Source organism: Bacteroidota bacterium, assembly GCA_016195025.1.
Classification (GTDB): Bacteria; Bacteroidota; Bacteroidia; order Palsa-948; family Palsa-948; genus Palsa-948.
Genome location: JACQAL010000076.1, coordinates 13,549 through 30,112 on the forward strand (window position 1 = coordinate 13,549; position 16,564 = coordinate 30,112).

The 16,564-nt window shown below is 42.0% G+C and carries 13 protein-coding genes; 7 read left to right on the forward strand and 6 right to left on the reverse strand.

Going from position 1 to position 16,564, the window contains the following annotated elements; genetic code table 11:
• Nucleotides 1-92 precede the first annotated feature (92 nt).
• The gene (locus HY063_14325; GenBank protein ID MBI3502963.1) at nucleotides 93-461 is read right to left on the reverse strand and encodes a hypothetical protein; all 369 of its coding nucleotides are present in this window, start codon (nucleotides 459-461) and stop codon (nucleotides 93-95) included.
• Between the two features lie 535 nt (nucleotides 462-996).
• On the opposite strand from HY063_14325, the gene HY063_14330 reads away from it, so the two are divergent.
• Nucleotides 997-1,797 carry a hypothetical protein gene (locus HY063_14330; protein ID MBI3502964.1) on the forward strand — a complete coding sequence of 267 codons (801 nt, stop codon included), beginning with the start codon at nucleotides 997-999 and terminating at the stop codon, nucleotides 1,795-1,797.
• Between the two features lie 155 nt (nucleotides 1,798-1,952).
• On the opposite strand, the gene HY063_14335 is transcribed toward HY063_14330, so the two are convergent.
• From HY063_14335 to HY063_14345, 3 genes are all read right to left on the reverse strand, one after another.
• Nucleotides 1,953-2,864 carry a hypothetical protein gene (locus HY063_14335; GenBank protein ID MBI3502965.1) on the reverse strand — a complete coding sequence of 304 codons (912 nt, stop codon included), beginning with the start codon at nucleotides 2,862-2,864 and terminating at the stop codon, nucleotides 1,953-1,955.
• 155 nt (nucleotides 2,865-3,019) lie between these two features.
• Nucleotides 3,020-3,574 (reverse strand): hypothetical protein, encoded by a 555-nt coding sequence (locus HY063_14340; GenBank protein MBI3502966.1) that lies wholly within the window; start codon nucleotides 3,572-3,574, stop codon nucleotides 3,020-3,022.
• An 82-nt stretch (nucleotides 3,575-3,656) separates the two neighbouring features.
• Nucleotides 3,657-5,201, reverse strand: coding sequence for a peptide MFS transporter (locus HY063_14345; GenBank protein ID MBI3502967.1), 1,545 nt, complete (start codon nucleotides 5,199-5,201; stop codon nucleotides 3,657-3,659).
• Nucleotides 5,202-5,307: 106 nt separating this feature from the next.
• On the opposite strand from HY063_14345, the gene HY063_14350 reads away from it, so the two are divergent.
• On the forward strand, nucleotides 5,308-5,706 hold the full coding sequence (locus HY063_14350) for a DHCW motif cupin fold protein (GenBank protein MBI3502968.1): 399 nt from the start codon (nucleotides 5,308-5,310) through the stop codon (nucleotides 5,704-5,706).
• A 122-nt stretch (nucleotides 5,707-5,828) separates the two neighbouring features.
• Nucleotides 5,829-6,518: an aspartate/glutamate racemase family protein gene (locus HY063_14355; protein MBI3502969.1), complete on the forward strand. Its 690-nt coding sequence runs from the start codon at nucleotides 5,829-5,831 to the stop codon at nucleotides 6,516-6,518.
• Here the strand turns inward: HY063_14355 and HY063_14360 are convergent.
• The gene (locus HY063_14360) at nucleotides 6,515-6,820 is read right to left on the reverse strand and encodes a hypothetical protein (GenBank protein ID MBI3502970.1); all 306 of its coding nucleotides are present in this window, start codon (nucleotides 6,818-6,820) and stop codon (nucleotides 6,515-6,517) included. The two genes, HY063_14355 and HY063_14360, sit on opposite strands and share 4 nt — an antisense overlap.
• Nucleotides 6,821-9,031, reverse strand: a complete 2,211-nt coding sequence (locus tag HY063_14365; GenBank protein ID MBI3502971.1) for a S9 family peptidase — start codon at nucleotides 9,029-9,031, stop codon at nucleotides 6,821-6,823.
• A gap of 240 nt (nucleotides 9,032-9,271) precedes the next feature.
• On the opposite strand from HY063_14365, the gene HY063_14370 reads away from it, so the two are divergent.
• The 4 genes from HY063_14370 (at nucleotide 9,272) to HY063_14385 (ending at nucleotide 16,562) form a co-directional block, all read left to right on the forward strand.
• Nucleotides 9,272-12,502, forward strand: coding sequence for a CotH kinase family protein (locus HY063_14370; protein MBI3502972.1), 3,231 nt, complete (start codon nucleotides 9,272-9,274; stop codon nucleotides 12,500-12,502).
• A 34-nt stretch (nucleotides 12,503-12,536) separates the two neighbouring features.
• The gene (locus HY063_14375) at nucleotides 12,537-13,601 is read left to right on the forward strand and encodes a PorP/SprF family type IX secretion system membrane protein (GenBank protein MBI3502973.1); all 1,065 of its coding nucleotides are present in this window, start codon (nucleotides 12,537-12,539) and stop codon (nucleotides 13,599-13,601) included.
• A gap of 443 nt (nucleotides 13,602-14,044) precedes the next feature.
• Nucleotides 14,045-15,742, forward strand: a complete 1,698-nt coding sequence (locus tag HY063_14380; GenBank protein ID MBI3502974.1) for a T9SS type A sorting domain-containing protein — start codon at nucleotides 14,045-14,047, stop codon at nucleotides 15,740-15,742.
• A gap of 52 nt (nucleotides 15,743-15,794) precedes the next feature.
• Nucleotides 15,795-16,562 carry a T9SS type A sorting domain-containing protein gene (locus HY063_14385; protein MBI3502975.1) on the forward strand — a complete coding sequence of 256 codons (768 nt, stop codon included), beginning with the start codon at nucleotides 15,795-15,797 and terminating at the stop codon, nucleotides 16,560-16,562.
• The last annotated feature ends 2 nt before the right edge of the window (nucleotides 16,563-16,564 follow it).

Consider the following 16,564-nt stretch of genomic DNA (forward strand, 5'->3'; position numbering starts at 1 on the left):
CTTGTTATACCTGCCTGCCTACCGGCAGGTCCGCCACAAACATACGCATATTCATGCAATTTATTGCGGATAAGCGTAACAACACATATTACTCATTTCCACCCCAGCAGTTTTTTCTTTGCCTTCCATTTTTTGTTTTCTTCTTTGGCTTGCAGCATGGCAACGGTTTCAATTAAATAATTGCAGGGCGTGTGATTCATTGCATAATCTGGTTTTGGTTTTTCTATAATGAATCCGTACTGCACCGCCTCGTGGCAGAGTTCTTTCCAGCCGCCCTTCACATCAAACAACTGAATAAGTTCCTTGCGTATTTTTTTTATGCAGTCCACATTGGCATCACGCGCGGCATATTTTTTTCCTAATTGGGCTTGGCTCATGCCGTTTTCTTTGTCCTGCAGTATTTCGCGCCACAGCGGGCGCTTGCTGAAAACTATTTCGAGCAGTTCTTTTTTGTTTTGCATATAAAAGAAGATTTTGGTGTATGTGCTATTTCCAAAAATTATGCTTCTTCAGCATACCCCATGGGGTACAACGGCTGTAAAATACCCCTGTATGTTTGCCGCTGTTTTTGAAAAACACACCGATGCAGCAAGGAAAAGGAAGAATAGAATGTTGGAAGAGTGGAAGAATGGAAGAATGGAATATTGGGAAACAGCCCAACATTCTCACCTTCCATGCAATTTCCATGAAACCATTCGGCAGAACTTTCAAACGGCTGTACAGATACATTCACTCATCTGCTCTATCTGCACGGTCATTACATATATCTGTACAACCACTGAATATATCTCTACAGTCATTGTATGTATCTCTGCAATCATTGAATATATCTCTACAACCATTCAATGTATCTGTACAGTCATTACATATATCTGTACAACCACTGAATATATCTGTACAATGGAATAAAATGCGAAAACTTTATTTTTTTCAATCTTTTGTTTACCCCAATGGCTCATCAATAATCATTAATCAATAATCACTAATCATTAATTTATGGCAAAAAGCAAAAAAGCATCACAGCAGGAATGGATAGGCGTAGGCGATGCCGATTTCGACAGCGGGCAGAGCGGCTTCATGGTGCAGGTAAACGCCAACTTCGGAGCGTGGAACATTCCGGCAGCCGATGTAACCAACCTTCAAAACCTGCAGGCAGCATGGAACACCGCCTATGCCGCAGGCGGAAAAGGGCACCGCGCCACGCGCGATGAAGGCGACACGCAAGCGAAAAAAGACGCCAAGAAATTTTATGTGGCGGGCATCCGCCAGTTCATTGCGCAGTGGCTCCGGAAAAATAAATCGGTGAGCGATGCGCAGCGCAAACTCATGCGCATAACGGTTGCCGACACCACCAAAACCAAACACAAAGACCCCATTGAAGCAAACATTTTTTATGAACACAAGAACATGGGCGGAGGCAAGCACCAAATCCTTTGCCGCGATTTGGAGAACATAAAAAAATCGCACACTGCCGATACTGCCGATGGCGTGCTGGTGTCTTATTCCATCGTGGATGTGCGCGCTCTGCAGGCGAAAGCCGAACTGCTGGCTGAAATGGCGCAGGAAAATCCTTCGCCTGCGGCAAATAAAAAAGCAGCCGATGCGCTGGTGCTCATTGACCCGCCCGATTCACCCGATAATTGCGACAAGCAAAAGGTTTTTTCAGGCGCAAAGTTTATTCTCGACCTTGGAAACGCGAATATCGGCAAAACGCTGTTCATGTATTTGCAGTGGAACGACAGCAAAAACCCCGTGCGCGCAAGTTCTGCAAGTGATTTGATTACGATTTCGATTTAGCCCCCCCTCCCCCCGAAGGGGGGAACACAGATGAGGGCTGTTTTTCATGATTCCCCCTTCGGGGGATTGAGGGGGCTTGGGCATCTTCATTTTGAGTGGCAGGTTTTTGAAACCTGTCAGGACTGATTTTGTCATGTTGCATATAGGCGGGAAGTTTATTTCGCTCGGAAAGGAATATTAGATTTTTTAAAAAAACTTTCTACTTCTGTAATTTCCTTTTCATCAAACCCTCTATAGGACAAAGAATATTTTGTGTGTGTGCTTAACTCTTGAATGCTGTTAATATCATGTACCAGGCAACGGGCTTTCACTTCATCACTGAAGGAGGAATCGAGTATTTTCGTGAGAAGAATTTTGTCCGCGCGCTTGACGGAGGGCTTTGAAGTTTTGCTCTTTAATTTATTAAACTTTTCTTCAAGTACTGAATATTGATACTTCAAATGAGAATTTTTGTCTCTCAGTTCAGTGTTTTGTTTGTCATATTCTTCGTACTTTTTAATGCCGTGTAACACTCTTTGAACAGCATAAAGCATCCTGCGTTCAGTTTTAGCAATTATCTGTCTCACCCGTTCAGGTGTGAGAGAATATTTATTTGCTATTTGTTCCCTTGATATGTCTTCAAAATAATACATTCTTAACATGAGATAATTTCTGGGCTGCATTTCTTTTTCCTTATATAAAACCCGTGCAAGATGGTCGGCTAAACGGGCTATTTTCATGCGGTCTGCCTGCGAATGAGTAAGCAGCAAGTGATTTTCTTTTTCAAGTTCCGATTTTAAAAACAAGACCTTGCTGCCTGCTGCTGAAACAAGTTGATAACTCGAAATTATTTTATGTCGTGCAAAATGCAGCATCGTTTCCTCTGTAACATTATATGCTTTGCTCGCTTCGGCAACATCATATGCGCCATTGTTTCTGAACCGGGCAAGCAGTTCTTTCAGGGCTTCGTCCGTCACCTGCACATTTTTAGAATCAAGAGCGGTGATTTTATTTACAAGCCCTCTTTTGATTTGCCTGTTGTCTTTTATTTTAAACAACTGTTCTAATTCTTCAAAAGTAGTTTGCATGGTGTATGTTTTTTTTAATGATGCAAGTGCTAAAGTATGAAAGATTTTTCTAATGGAACGACAGCAAAAACTCCACCCGCGCAAGTTCGCCAAGTGATTTGATTACGATTTCGATTTAGCAGAAGGGGGAATGTGTGTGCAGCGGTAATGGAGGGCTACTTCTCCGGCAGTTTATATTCAATTCCAAAATGCTTTGCATAATCTTCCAAAGGTTCAAGGCCAACTTCTGCTCTGCGCTTGTTCACATTCTTTTCGTCCAGGATGGTATAAAAGCTGTTGCCCTGCACTTGCGAGCCATAAATCTGCGGGCGGTTGTTGCGCATTTCAACGCGGTCAATCAGCAATGCAAGAGAGGAGGCGCGCGCTTTTTTATTCTTCACAGCTTCTTTCATCACGGGCAAATATTTTTCCTGTGTTTTCAAATCGGCATGTTGTATCACTAAGAACAAAGCGGTGTTTCCGTTTGCGCCAACTTCATCAGCGCCAAGCCATCCGTATTTATCTAAAATCACTTTTACTTTCACAAGGTTGACGGAATCCTGTTTCCTGATTATTCTCCCTATCGAATCATTATCAAACCGCATTGCAATCTCGCGGTATTTCTGGTCATCATTAAAAATGCTGTCTAATTGCCGGGCGAGGGGTTTGTTCTTTTGCGCGAAGGCGCTAAGTGCGAATGAGCAAATAAAAAAGAAAACAATTCTTTTCATTTTATTTTTTATTGAACTGTAATTGAAATTATGAATTATAGATTAGGAATGCATTTCATCCATAATTTATAATCTATAATCCCTACCGTATGCCATGCATCCTCTTTTCCAACCAGCGGAAAAGTAAAAACAGAAACACCGCTGCCGCACCGCTGAGCGCAATGAAGAGCGTGAAAAAAGTAAACAGGTTGTGAATTTCCATTCCAAGGAAAGTGGGAATTTTTGCTTCTGCAACTTTTGCTTCGCCTGCGCCCGGTGGAATGAGCGCGCTTAATGTGCCTGCAAATTTATTGGCAGCCGCGTTGGCAAGAAACCAGGTTCCCATCAGCAAAGAAGAAAAACGCAAAGGCGCAAGTTTGGAAACCATGCTCAATCCGATAGGTGATAAACTGAGTTCGCCCATGGTGTGAAGAATGTAAAGCGTGATGAGCCACCACATGGAAATTTTTGTGGAAGCATCCACTCCGTGCACGCCAAAAGCAATCACCACATAGCCCAGCGCGAGCAGCAATAATCCGAAAGCCATTTTGAGAGGAGAAGAGGGTTCAAGGTTTTTTCTGTTTAAAAAATTCCACAGCATGGTGAACAGCGGAGCCATCACGATAATGCCCAGCGGGTTCACCGATTGAAACCACGATGCGGGCATTTCCCACGAACCCAGATGCCGCTCGGTTTGCGAATCGGCAAAGAGCGTGAGTGATGCGCCTGCCTGCTCAAAGCACGCCCAGAAAAAGATTACGAAGAAGGCGAGAATAAAAATTACAGAGATGCGCTGCTTCTCTTCTTTCGTTAATGACTTATCCGATATAATCATTCCGGGAATTCCGAACATGCAGGAGAAAATAATGGAGCCAATCATGTCAATATGCACCACAAAATAAAAGAGGAGGAATAACAATACTGCAACCAAGCCCATGAACACCATGTAGCCGGGCACTTGCATGGGCGCGGTGCGTTTGCTTTCCACTTTTGGCGGCATGCCCACGGGTTTTCCTTCGGGTGTAACAATGAATTTGTTTTTCAGAAGTTCAAAGGTGATGGTGCTGACAATCATTCCCGTTCCCGCAGCCATAAATCCCCATCTGAAATCATGAATGTTTCCGGTATCGCCCAATCCTCCGCACACCAGCGGAGAGAAGAACGCACCCAGATTTATTCCCATATAGAAAATAGTGAACGCGCTGTCAATGCGGTGGTCGCCTTTCGGGTAAATCTGCCCGACCATGGTGGAAATATTCGGCTTGAAAAATCCGTTGCCTATAATAAGGAAGGTTAATCCCGTCCACATTAAAGTGATGGCAGAAGGGTTTTGCGCGCCATCGGTAATAAAACTTCCGCTGGTGAACATCAGGAACTGCCCGATTGCCATCAGGATTCCGCCCACGAGAATGCTTCTGCGGTTTCCCCAGTAGCGGTCGGAAATATATCCGCCCAAAAGAGGAGTGAGATATACTAATCCGGTATAACTGCCGTAAATGTTTGACGCATCGGCTTTGGTCATGAACAGCGCTTTGGTCATGAACAGAATAAATATGGCGCGCATTCCATAGTAAGAAAAACGCTCCCACATTTCGGTGGCAAAGAGAAGGTAGAGTCCTTTCGGATGGCTTTGTTTTAGTTCAGGCATAATAATTAATGATTAATGACTAATGATTAATGACTAATGATTAATGATTTTAAATCTTAAATCGCAATTCATTAATCCGTAATCTTGATTTGGCGAAGATAGGAAAATGTTTTTTGACGAAAAGTTTATTTCAATTTGGATTGAATGTATATTTGCCATTATGAATATTCCATTTCAACTCACCAACTGGAAAAAAATTCCTGCTACGGAACACAAAGGTGAAAGCGGAATTGCTTACTGGAAAACATTGCAACTCGGAGGACTGAGAATAAGAATGGTGGAGTATTCCAAAAACTACAAAGCCGACCACTGGTGCGAGAAAGGACATATCATTTACTGCATTGAAGGGGAAATGGACACAGAACTTTCTGACGGAAGAATAATTAAACTATCGAAAGGAATGTCGTATGAAGTTTCGGATGAGTTGAGTTCGCATCGCACAAGTTCAACAAATGGCGTGAAACTTTTTATTGTTGACGGAGATTTTCTAAAACGGAAGAAATAATTTCTATACGAATGATATAATGCCAATCTACAAATGAATACTAATGAAACAAATAATACGAATGGCTGTTAAAATTAGTAGCATTAGTATCAATTTGTATAGTAGCATTTGAAGGATTTAGTATGAAAACACTCGGATTGATTGGCGGCACCAGTTGGATTTCCACCGTGGATTATTATACCTATATAAATAAGTTCGTGAATGAACGATTGGGCGGAGTGAATTCCGCAAAACTCTTTCTCTGCTCCGTGAACATGGATGATTTTCTGAAACACGCGCAGGCAAACGATTGGGACGGGCTGTTAAAAATGGCGGCAGGCATTGCAAAAGAACTGGAGCGCAGCGGAGCCCAGGCGCTGGTGCTTTGCGCCAACACTCCGCATATAATAGCGAATCAACTTCAGTCAGAAATAAAAATTCCCATCATTCATATAGCAGAAGAAACCGCAAAGGAAATCATAAGGCAGAAAATAAACAGAGTGATTCTGCTTGGAACAAAGTTTACAATGGAAAAAGATTTCTTCAAAGACATTCTTCACAAGCACGGCATTGAAACAATAATTCCATCAGCAGACGAACGGGAATTTATTCATGCCTCCATCTTCGCTGAATTGGGAAAAGGAATTATCAAAACGGAAACAAAGAAAAAATACCTGGAAATAATTTCTTCGCTTCAACAACAAGGTGCGCAGGGAGTGATTCTCGGCTGCACGGAAATTCCTTTGCTCATTAAGCCCGAAGATTGTTCCATCAAAACTTTTGATACCACCCTCATTCACGCAAGAGCCGCAGCCGAGTTTGCGCTGAGTTAATTATCGGGCGCTCCTGCTTCCAGCCAGCAGTAAATCTTTTTTCGCTCTTTAAGTGTGAGCCGTTTTTGCCCGCCTGGCGGCATGCTTCGTTCGGTAATGGTAACCGCTCTTAATCTTCCGTCATCGGCAAGCTGTTTTGCTTTGGCATACGAATCCCATGAATGGCACTTGTTGCAATGCGCGTCAAACAGCGGCTGAATATCGTTTGCGTAACTCACATCCTCATCGCACTTCCATTTTGTTTTCCGGCAGGAAATTTCAATGAGCAGTAAAATAACCAGGAGGAAGAAAACTTTTTTCATCTATAAATTTTCTAAAATAAAATTCGTGAGCATGTTGTATAAATGCAGGCGCGTGTTTCCTCCGTAAATGCTGTGGTTTTTATCGGGATAAGCAAAGAAAGTGAATTGTTTATTTGCTTTCACCAGCGCGCTCACCATCTCCATTGAATTTTGAAAATGCACGTTGTCATCTGCCGTTCCGTGCACGAGCAAAAATTTTCCTTTCAGTTTATCCACGTGGTTGATGGGAGAATTATCATCGTAGCCATTTGCATTCTCTTTCGGCAGAGCCATGTAGCGCTCGGTGTAAATGTTATCGTAATAACGCCAGTTGGTAACAGGCGCAACAGCCATTGCCATTTTAAATGTTTCTGCGCCTTTGAAAATGCAGAGCGAACTCATGTAGCCGCCATAACTCCATCCCCATATTCCGATTCTGTTCTTATCCACATACGGAAGCGTGCCGAGATAGTTTGCTGCTTCCATCTGGTCTTCGGTTTCTGATTTTCCCAATTGCTTGTAGGTGCAGTCGCGGAATTTTTTGCCGCGCCCTCCTGTTCCGCGGTTATCCACGGAAACAATCATGTATCCTTTTTCGTAGAGCATCTGATACCATATATAATCTCTGTCCCACGTATTGTTCACCGTGTTCGCACCGGGACCTCCATAGACGAACATTAGCACAGGAAACCCTTGTCCCCCGCTTTTGTTTTTGTCTTCTCCCTTTAGGGAAGGGGCTTTGGGCTCCATCCTCCATCCGTTCAATTCAGTTCCGCCCGAAGTTTTGAAAGTGAAAAATTCTTTTTTGGTGAGAGAATATTCGCTGAGCGTTTTATTCAGCGCGGCATTGTCTTCGAGCGTACGAAGCATTTCTCCGCCTGCATTGCAAACAGAAATTACCGGGGGAGTGTTGGCATCGGAATGCGTGAAGATGTAATAGGAATACGTGGAACTGAACTCGGCATCATCGGTTCCTGCTTTGGAGAATAATTGTTTTTCGGAAGAGCCGTCAGTTTTGTTGCTGAATAAAGTTCTGTCGTTAGCAGAAACTTTTGTAGAGGTGTAAAAAACAGTTTGTGTTTTTTCGTCATAGCCAAAGAATTTTTCCACATCAAAATTTCCTTTGGTGATTTGGTTAAGCAGTTTCCCGCTGAGGTCGTAGAGATAAAGTTCATTGAATCCATCGCGCTCGCTGCTCCAGATGAATTTATTTCCATCGGGAAGAAAAGTTAAGTTATCGGAAATCTCAAGGTAGGTATCGCTGGTTTCCGTGAGAATTATTTTCGGCTTTCCGCCCGATGACTCCGCAAGCAGCAGTTCCAGTTTGTTTTGCAGGCGGTTCATGCGCTGAATGGAGAGGAGGGGATTAGGAACAAATCCCGGAGCCATGCTGTGCGTCCATTTTATTCTTGGAATATATTCGTAATCGTTTCCCAAATCAACTTTCATTTTATTTCCGTTTCGCATATCATAAATGTAAATATCAACTTTGGAATTATCTTCTCCTGCTTTCGGATATTTGAATTTATATTCGGTGGGGTAGAGGGTGCCGTATTTGTTCATGGAAAACTCTTTAACGTTTGATTCATCAAAACGGTAATAGGCAATTCTGCTTCCATCGGGCGACCAGAACCACGCTTTGTCAAACGAAAATTCTTCTTCATACACCCAATCGGTTGCGCCATTGATGATGTTATTTATTTTTCCATCGCTGGTGATTTGCGTTTCTTTTCCGGAAAGAATATCATATACGAAAAGATTATTCTCGCGCACAAAGCCGATTTTGCTTCCATCGGGAGAAAACTCAGCATACATCTGTTTTCCGTTTTCAGAAATAAATTTTGTGGCTTTGCTTTTCCTGTCATAGATATAATAGTTTTCTCTCTTTGAATGGCGGTAAATCTGTTCCGATTCGGATGAAATGAGAATTTTATTTTCATCTTCGCTGAAGCGGTAATCGTCCATTTCAATTTTTGGAACCAAGCCATCGCTTTTCAAAATAGTATCGCTTACTTTTCCGGTTTTGTAATCGTGCTTCACGATGAATTGTTGTTTTCCGTTATCATCGAGGGTGGTGTAATGCTCTCCGTCTTTCATGGAGCGGATGCCGTAAATTCTTTTTACGGCAAAGGTGTTTTTCTGAAAGATGTCTTCGAGGGTGATTTGTTTCTTTTGAGCAAATGAAATAAATGAACAATGAATAATGAATAATGAAAGAAGAATCTTTTTCATAAAATAATTTTTAAGGCGGTGAATTTACATTTTTATACGCAAATCAAAATCTGTTATTCGAATATTTGCAGCTAATTCGCTTCCGTACCTCTTACTAACACCGGTGTATTAAAAAATAAGTATGCACCTATTGACTTATATCCATAAATAATTTACCTTCGGCATTCCTTTCAACACCAGAAAGTCATGCGCCCCGAAATCCAGAATGCATACAGATTCTCCTCTTTACATTTGCGCGCCATGAAAAAGATTTTTATTATTGCATTTACTTCTGCCTTCTTACATCTTACTTCTTACATTTCTTTTTCTCAGGTTGTCATTAACGAATATTCGGCTTCCAATATTAATTCTTTCACCGATAACTTCGGCAACTACGAAGATTGGGTTGAACTTTACAATACTACTGCTTCTTCTGTAAATCTCACGGGCTGGTATCTGAGCAACAATAAAAACAAACCCACCAAATGGCAGTTGGGAAATGTTACCATTAATGCAAACGGCTTTCTCAGAATATGGGCTTCGGGCAGAGGAATAAATTCAGGCGCCAATCTTCACGCAAGTTTTAAACTCACGCAGTGCAAACCCAACCAGATTATTCTTACAAATGCTTCTGCAGTTATTGTTGATTCGCTCACCATGCAGCGCACGCAAGCGGCACATTCGCGCGGAAGAACCACCAACGGTGCAGGCACATGGAATGTTTTTTTGAATCCAACTCCCAATGCTTCGAACAACACCGCCACTCCTTATCAGAATTATGCCACCACTCCGGCCATGAGCATTGCTCCCGGGTTTTATGCCGGTGCGCAAAGCATAACGCTTTCTACTCCCGATCCGAATATTACCATTCGTTACACCACAAACGGAAGCACTCCCACTGCTGCTTCCACCGCTTATTCATCTCCAATAAATATTTCAACCACCACTGTTCTTCGTGCCAAAGCGTTCAGTTCAACTGCAAATATTCCGGCAAGTTTTGTCGCGAGCAATACTTACTTTATAAATATTACTCATAAGGTGGGTGTGGTTTCAATTTTTGGCGACCAGATTGCCACGCTGATGAACGGAACGCAAATTTTTCCTCAAACCGGAATAGAATATTTTGATTCGCTCGGAGTTTTTCAAACTGAAAGTTACGGAGAAACCAACAAGCACGGCAACGATTCATGGTCGTATCCGCAGCGCGGAATTGATTTTGCAACCAAAGACCAATACGGATATAATTATGCGCTGCAATATCCCTTCTTCAATATAAAACCAAGAAAAGAATTTGAGCGCATCATTTTAAAAGCGGCAGCAAATGATAATTATCCTTTTGAAAATCCCGGCAATCCTTATTCATGGGGACCTCCTTCGCAGTTAGGCGCCTGCCATATCCGTGATGCATACGTAGAAACAATGGCACAAAAAGCAAATCTTCATCTCGATGAAAGAACCTGGTCGCCTTGCGTAATGTATGTAAACGGAAATTACTGGGGAGTATATGACCTGCGGGAAAAAGTGGATGACGCTGATTTCACCAGTTACTATTACAACGCGCCTTCCCGCTTTCAACTCACTCCCGATCAGGATTCATTGCAGATGCTGAAAACATGGGGAGGAACCTGGTCGGAATACGGAGGTGTCACCGCGCAGAACGAATGGAATGCACTTGAAACTTTTATTACCACTAATAACATGGCGATTGCTGCCAATTATAATTATGTTGACAGCGTTTACAATGTAAAAAGTTTGGCAGATTATATTATTCTTAATTCGCTCTGCGTTACCTCCGACTGGCTCAACTGGAATACAGAATGGTGGAGAGGAAAAAATGTAAAATCCACAAAGAAGAAATGGCGCTATAACTTATGGGATGAAGATGCAACCTTCGGGCATTATATTGATTATACAGGCGTAGGAAATCAAACTCCCACTGCCGACCCATGCACTCCGCAAAATTTAGGCGACCCCGGCAACCAGGGGCATGTTCCTATTCTGAATGCGCTCATGCAAAATCCAACCTTCAAACAATATTATGTGATGCGCTATTTCGATTTGATGAATACAAGTTTGAGTTGCACGCGCATGGTGCAGATTCTCGACAGCATGATAAACGAAATCAAACCCGAAATGCAGGGGCAGGTAAATAAATGGGGCGGAACTTTTGCTCAATGGCAAAGCAATGTGCTGGCATTGAAAAATTTTATTCTTCAGCGCTGCACCTATGTGGTAAATAATTATGCGCCCTGCAACGGAGCCACCGGTCCTTTCGCAATTAAAGTGAATGTTGACCCACCCGGTTCAGGAACTGTAGATGTAAACTCCGTTAACATTTCTACTTTTGTCTGGAGCGCAAATTATCCCGGAGGCATTCCCATGATTTTTACCGCGCATTCAAATTCTCCCTATTGCTTCGACCATTGGGAATTTCAAAATCACACTCCCTCTCCCAGTAAATTCGATACAACGGTCAACGTTACGCTCACACAATCCGACAGCATCATTGCGCATTTCACTACCAGCGGAAGCGCGCCCACTGTTACCGCAAGCACTCCCACCATTTGCGTGGGCGATTCATCCATTCTTCAGCCCAGCAACGGAAACACGTTCAGTTGGAGTCCTTCCACCGGCTTGAGTTGCACAACTTGTCCCAATCCGGTTGCCACTCCGTCAACCACCACAACCTATACTGTTTTTGTAACCGGAAATTGCGCCAACGGAAAAGCAACCGTTACAGTGAATGTTACACAGCCCGGTCCGCCAACAGTATTTGCAGTCAATCCCACAATTTGCATTGGCAACTCAACCACATTAGGTGTCAATGGCGGAACTTCTTTTACATGGAGTCCTTCCACCGGTTTAAGTTGCACCAATTGTTCCAACCCGGTTGCTTCACCAACTTCTACCACTACTTACTCGGTTACTGTGAGCGGAGGAAAATGTGTGAACGGCTCAAACGCATTCACATTGAATGTAACAGGTCCGCCTGTTCCTTCTTCCGGTGGAAATCAAACCACGTGCTCTACCAGCAGCGTTGAACTTTCTGCTTCTGGCGGAACAGGATATTCATGGAGCCCTTCTTACGCGCTTAGTTGCACCAATTGCCCGAGCCCCATGGCAAGCCCGACCACCACCACAACTTATTATTTCACCGTTTCAAATGCAGCGCCCAATTGTTTTGCACTTGATTCGGTGGTTGTATATATCACAGGCGATTGTCCCGAAATTTATGTTCCCACCGGCTTTTCTCCCAATGGCGATAATCACAATGACCTGCTCACTGTTTGGGGTGACATGAAAGAAATGCATCTCGTGATTTACAACCGGTGGGGGCAAGTGGTGTTTGAAACCACCGACCAGAAAACAAGTTGGGATGGAACTTTCAACGGCTCGCCCGTTCAATCCGGAATTTACGCCTATAAATTCTCTGCCACAAGCAGCGAAGGAAAACCGGTTGTTCAATCCGGAAACATTACGGTAGTTCGATAACAGCCCTGGTTACGAATTACTAATTCTATAACGAATGTTACGAATTAAAACAAAAAGAAATTATGCTGCCTGCCTTGGATTCGTAACATTCGTATCCTATTCGTTAATTAGTAACCAGTGTATTTCCCAAGACATTCATTTCGCCCAACTTTCCGAAACTCCCTTATTAATCAACCCCGCTCTCACCGGTTTTTACGATGGCTATTATCGCGGCATTCTCAATTACAGAAACCAATGGCCCGCAATGGGAAAATCATTCAATACCTTCATGGGCTCTTTTGACATGCCCCTCGAACTCAAAAAGAAAAAAGGAGCAACCATCGGCTTGGGCGCTTATTTTTATTCCGACCGCGCGGGCGATTCCCATTTCGGAACCACCCAGGGAAATCTTTCCGCTTCCGGCATTCTCCCTCTTAATCCGAAAAGTAAAATTTCTCTCGGGCTCTCATGCGGTTTCGCCCAGCATAGTTTATCCCTTGCCGCCATTCAATGGCCCAATCAATACAATGGCTACACCTATGACCCAACCATCACTCCCAATGAACAAATCACCAGAACATCTTTTACCTATATAGATGTAGGCGCAGGTGCCAACTATGAATATCTCGATACGCATAACACCATTGAAGGAAAAAATGTAATTAAACTTAACGCAGGCGCATCCTTCTCTCATGCCACCATGCCTTCGCAGGACTATTCAAATTTCTCCGATGAAAATCTCTATTGGAAATTAATCGCCCACACTTCTCTTCGCTATGATTTTCCCGGAAGCCCAATCGGAATTGTTCCTTCAGCCATTTATATGATGCAAGGTCCCGCAAGCGAACTATTCTTAGGAACACTCCTTCGCTATAAAATCAATCAGGGAACAAAAGTTACAAACTTCTACACCGAATCCGCTTTCTCTGCCGGAGTTTTTTACCGCTACAAAGATGCCATCAGCCCGCAGGTCTATTTTGAATTTGCAAATTACGGCATCGGCATTTCTTACGATTTCAATATTTCCTCCTATGGCGAAGTAAAAAAATCTGCAGGCGGATTTGAAATCTCCATCAAGTATGCAAACATGAAAGGCGCACTCAGGAAAGGAAAAGAATAAATTTTTCGTTGGTTGCTCATTCGCAGATTCGTTATCCGTACAATTAAATACTTTTTTATATTTGCAAACTCTTCCTCAAAAAGAAAATACAGGTAAATGAAAAACTACTCTCTCCCTCTTTCCCTCTCTTTCAGAAAGAGAGGGATGTCCGCTCCGAAGAATTACGGAGTCCGTCATTTTGTGCGGACAGGACAGGGTGAGTTTCTCTCTCTCTCTCTCTCTCTCTCTCTACTATTTTTTCATTAGGATAATCAGGAGAACACATCTCCTTGTTTTTAAGAAAAGTTTCCAAAACATAATTGAACGTAACAATGACTCTGTAATGCGTTTTGCATTGCAGCGGCATTTTATTTTTTATTAACTCAAACAACAATTAAAACAAAACCAAAATGAAAAATTTTAACTTTACAAAAACATTAATGTTCGGAACGACAATGTTGCTAATGGCAAATGCAATCTTTGCTCAAACCGTACAATGGGCAGATTTTTATACAACAAATACCGATTACGATGAAGCATATGCAGTAACAGCAGGTGGAGATGCAAGAATATATGTTGCAGGATATACAGCAACTACGAAAGCAATGCTTATTTCATATCTCGCAGGTGGTACAAGAAACTGGGTTAAAACCTATGCTCCTGCAAATAGTCCTTATCTTGATAGATACAATGTAGTTAATACATTTGGTTCGGGAACTTCAATTCATATTTATGCAGCAGGCACTCATGAAGCAAACACAACGAATAGTTATGATGCTATTATATCAAAATATGACCAAAGCGGAAATCTGATTTCTCCATTCCCTGTGCTATGGAATAGATCGGGAGGAGGAGATGATAAGGCAACTTTAATTGCCCTAGACGCTTCTGAGAATATTTACATTTGCGGAACCAGCAGTCAAAACGGAGGAGATATTATTATTGTTAAATATAATTCTTCAGGAGTTAAACAATGGGAAACTTCCTATAACAGTTCAGGCATCCAGAATGATGTTCCAACATTCATGAAATTATCCGGCAGTTATCTTTATATTTCAGGCATTACCACCGTGAGCAGTCCCAATACAGTTGCATTTGTAAAAAAAGTAGATATAAGCAATGGATCAGTCGTATGGACTTATCCATTTGATAATAATTCAACCGATGCCGATAACCTTTATGCTTTAGATGTTCTTACGTTACAGACCGGAAAATATATCTATGCAGTTGGCTCAACAAAAAACTCTACGCTCGATGCTGTACTTTTAAAGATTGACGATACGGGGAGTTTGCTTTGCCATGATTACTATGATGGACCAAATGCTTTAAGTGATGAATTTTATTCTATAGCAACACAAGCGCCCACTAACGGACCTGAAATATATGTTACAGGCGGCAGCCAAACATCATCATCCTGTGCCACCGGCTGGGATTATACAACTATAAGATACAATGATTGTGCTACCCGTTCATGGGTTAAATCTTATCCGGGACACAACCCCACATGCGGCTGCCCCGCTGTTACAACCAAAGCAAAAATGATTCTAATAAGTCCTTATAGCGGGAAAATATTTGTCACAGGCGATACTTATTGTTATGTGAACGGAATGGACGAATCAACCGTTCGTTATACTCCTTCGAACGGAACACAGGAATGGGCTGATACTTATGATAGGGGTTTTGTTAATAATGTTGCTAATCAAACTGCTGATAAATTTCCTATGGCTATAGGCGCAACGAATAATTGCGGAAGTGAGGCTGTTTATATTACAGGTTGGTCACAAGAATCTTCTAGCAGCGGTAAAGATGCTACAACCTATCAATATGATGTTTCCTGTTGTCCAGGTTGCGGTGGTCCGAGTGGAGGAAGATATATGACTCCAAATGAACCTACAAGAACAGAAAAAGAAATATCAGTTGCAGGACTATATCCTAATCCTTTCAGTCAATCCGCTACCTTCAAATTTGCTGGTGAAACCATTTATCCTAATTCTTCGTTAATAGTATATGATATGTTCGGCAAAGAAATGAAACGGATTGAAAACATTAATACGAATGAAGTGCAAATAAATCGAGACGAGATGAAAAGCGGAATATATTATTATCGCTGTATTCAAGGTGAAAATGTTTTATCATCAGGAAAATTTATAATTACTAACTAACATTAACCTGTCCCGCACATAAATTATGTGCGGGACAAAAAAAAATAAAAATATGAAAACACTATTTACACTTTGCTTTTATGTTGGCTTAATATTTCATTCTTTTAGCCAAGCAGTAACTTGTACTGTAACCTGTGGGTGTACTTCATGCTTTGGAATGTGTGATGCTTCAGCAACAATAAATGTAATAGGAGGAACACTTCCATATACATATTTTTGGTCTGGTGGAACTACTACCTCAGCGGCATCAGGACTTTGTCCAGGGACTGTAACCTGTACAGTTACTGACGCTATGGGCAATTTCGCATGGGATTCCTGTTTCATTTGCCAACCTTCTGCTCTTAGCAATTCCGTTACGCCTACAAATTCTTCCTGCACAACTTGCAATAATGGCTCTGCCACAGCAACAGCAAACGGAGGCAGCCCTCCCTATACATACTCATGGAGCAACGGGCAATCAACCCAAACGGCAACAGGGCTTTCTCCGGGCACTTATACTATAATCATTGCAGATTCGCATGGCTGTAATAATACAACAACAATTACTATTACATCTGCAAGCGGCATCGATGAACTAAGTTTTGAAAATATTATTTCTATTTATCCCAATCCTACAAACGGAATCTTTTCAATTCAATCTTCAGAAAAAATTTCTTCAATAGAAATTTATAGTGTTCTCGGAGAAAAAATTTATTCTTCAACTCATCAACTCAATAACTCAATAACTCTTGACCTTTCTGCAAAGCCCAACGGAATTTATTTCCTTCAATTAAGAACGGAGCAAGGCACAGCAACTAAAAAAATAATCATACAAAAATAATT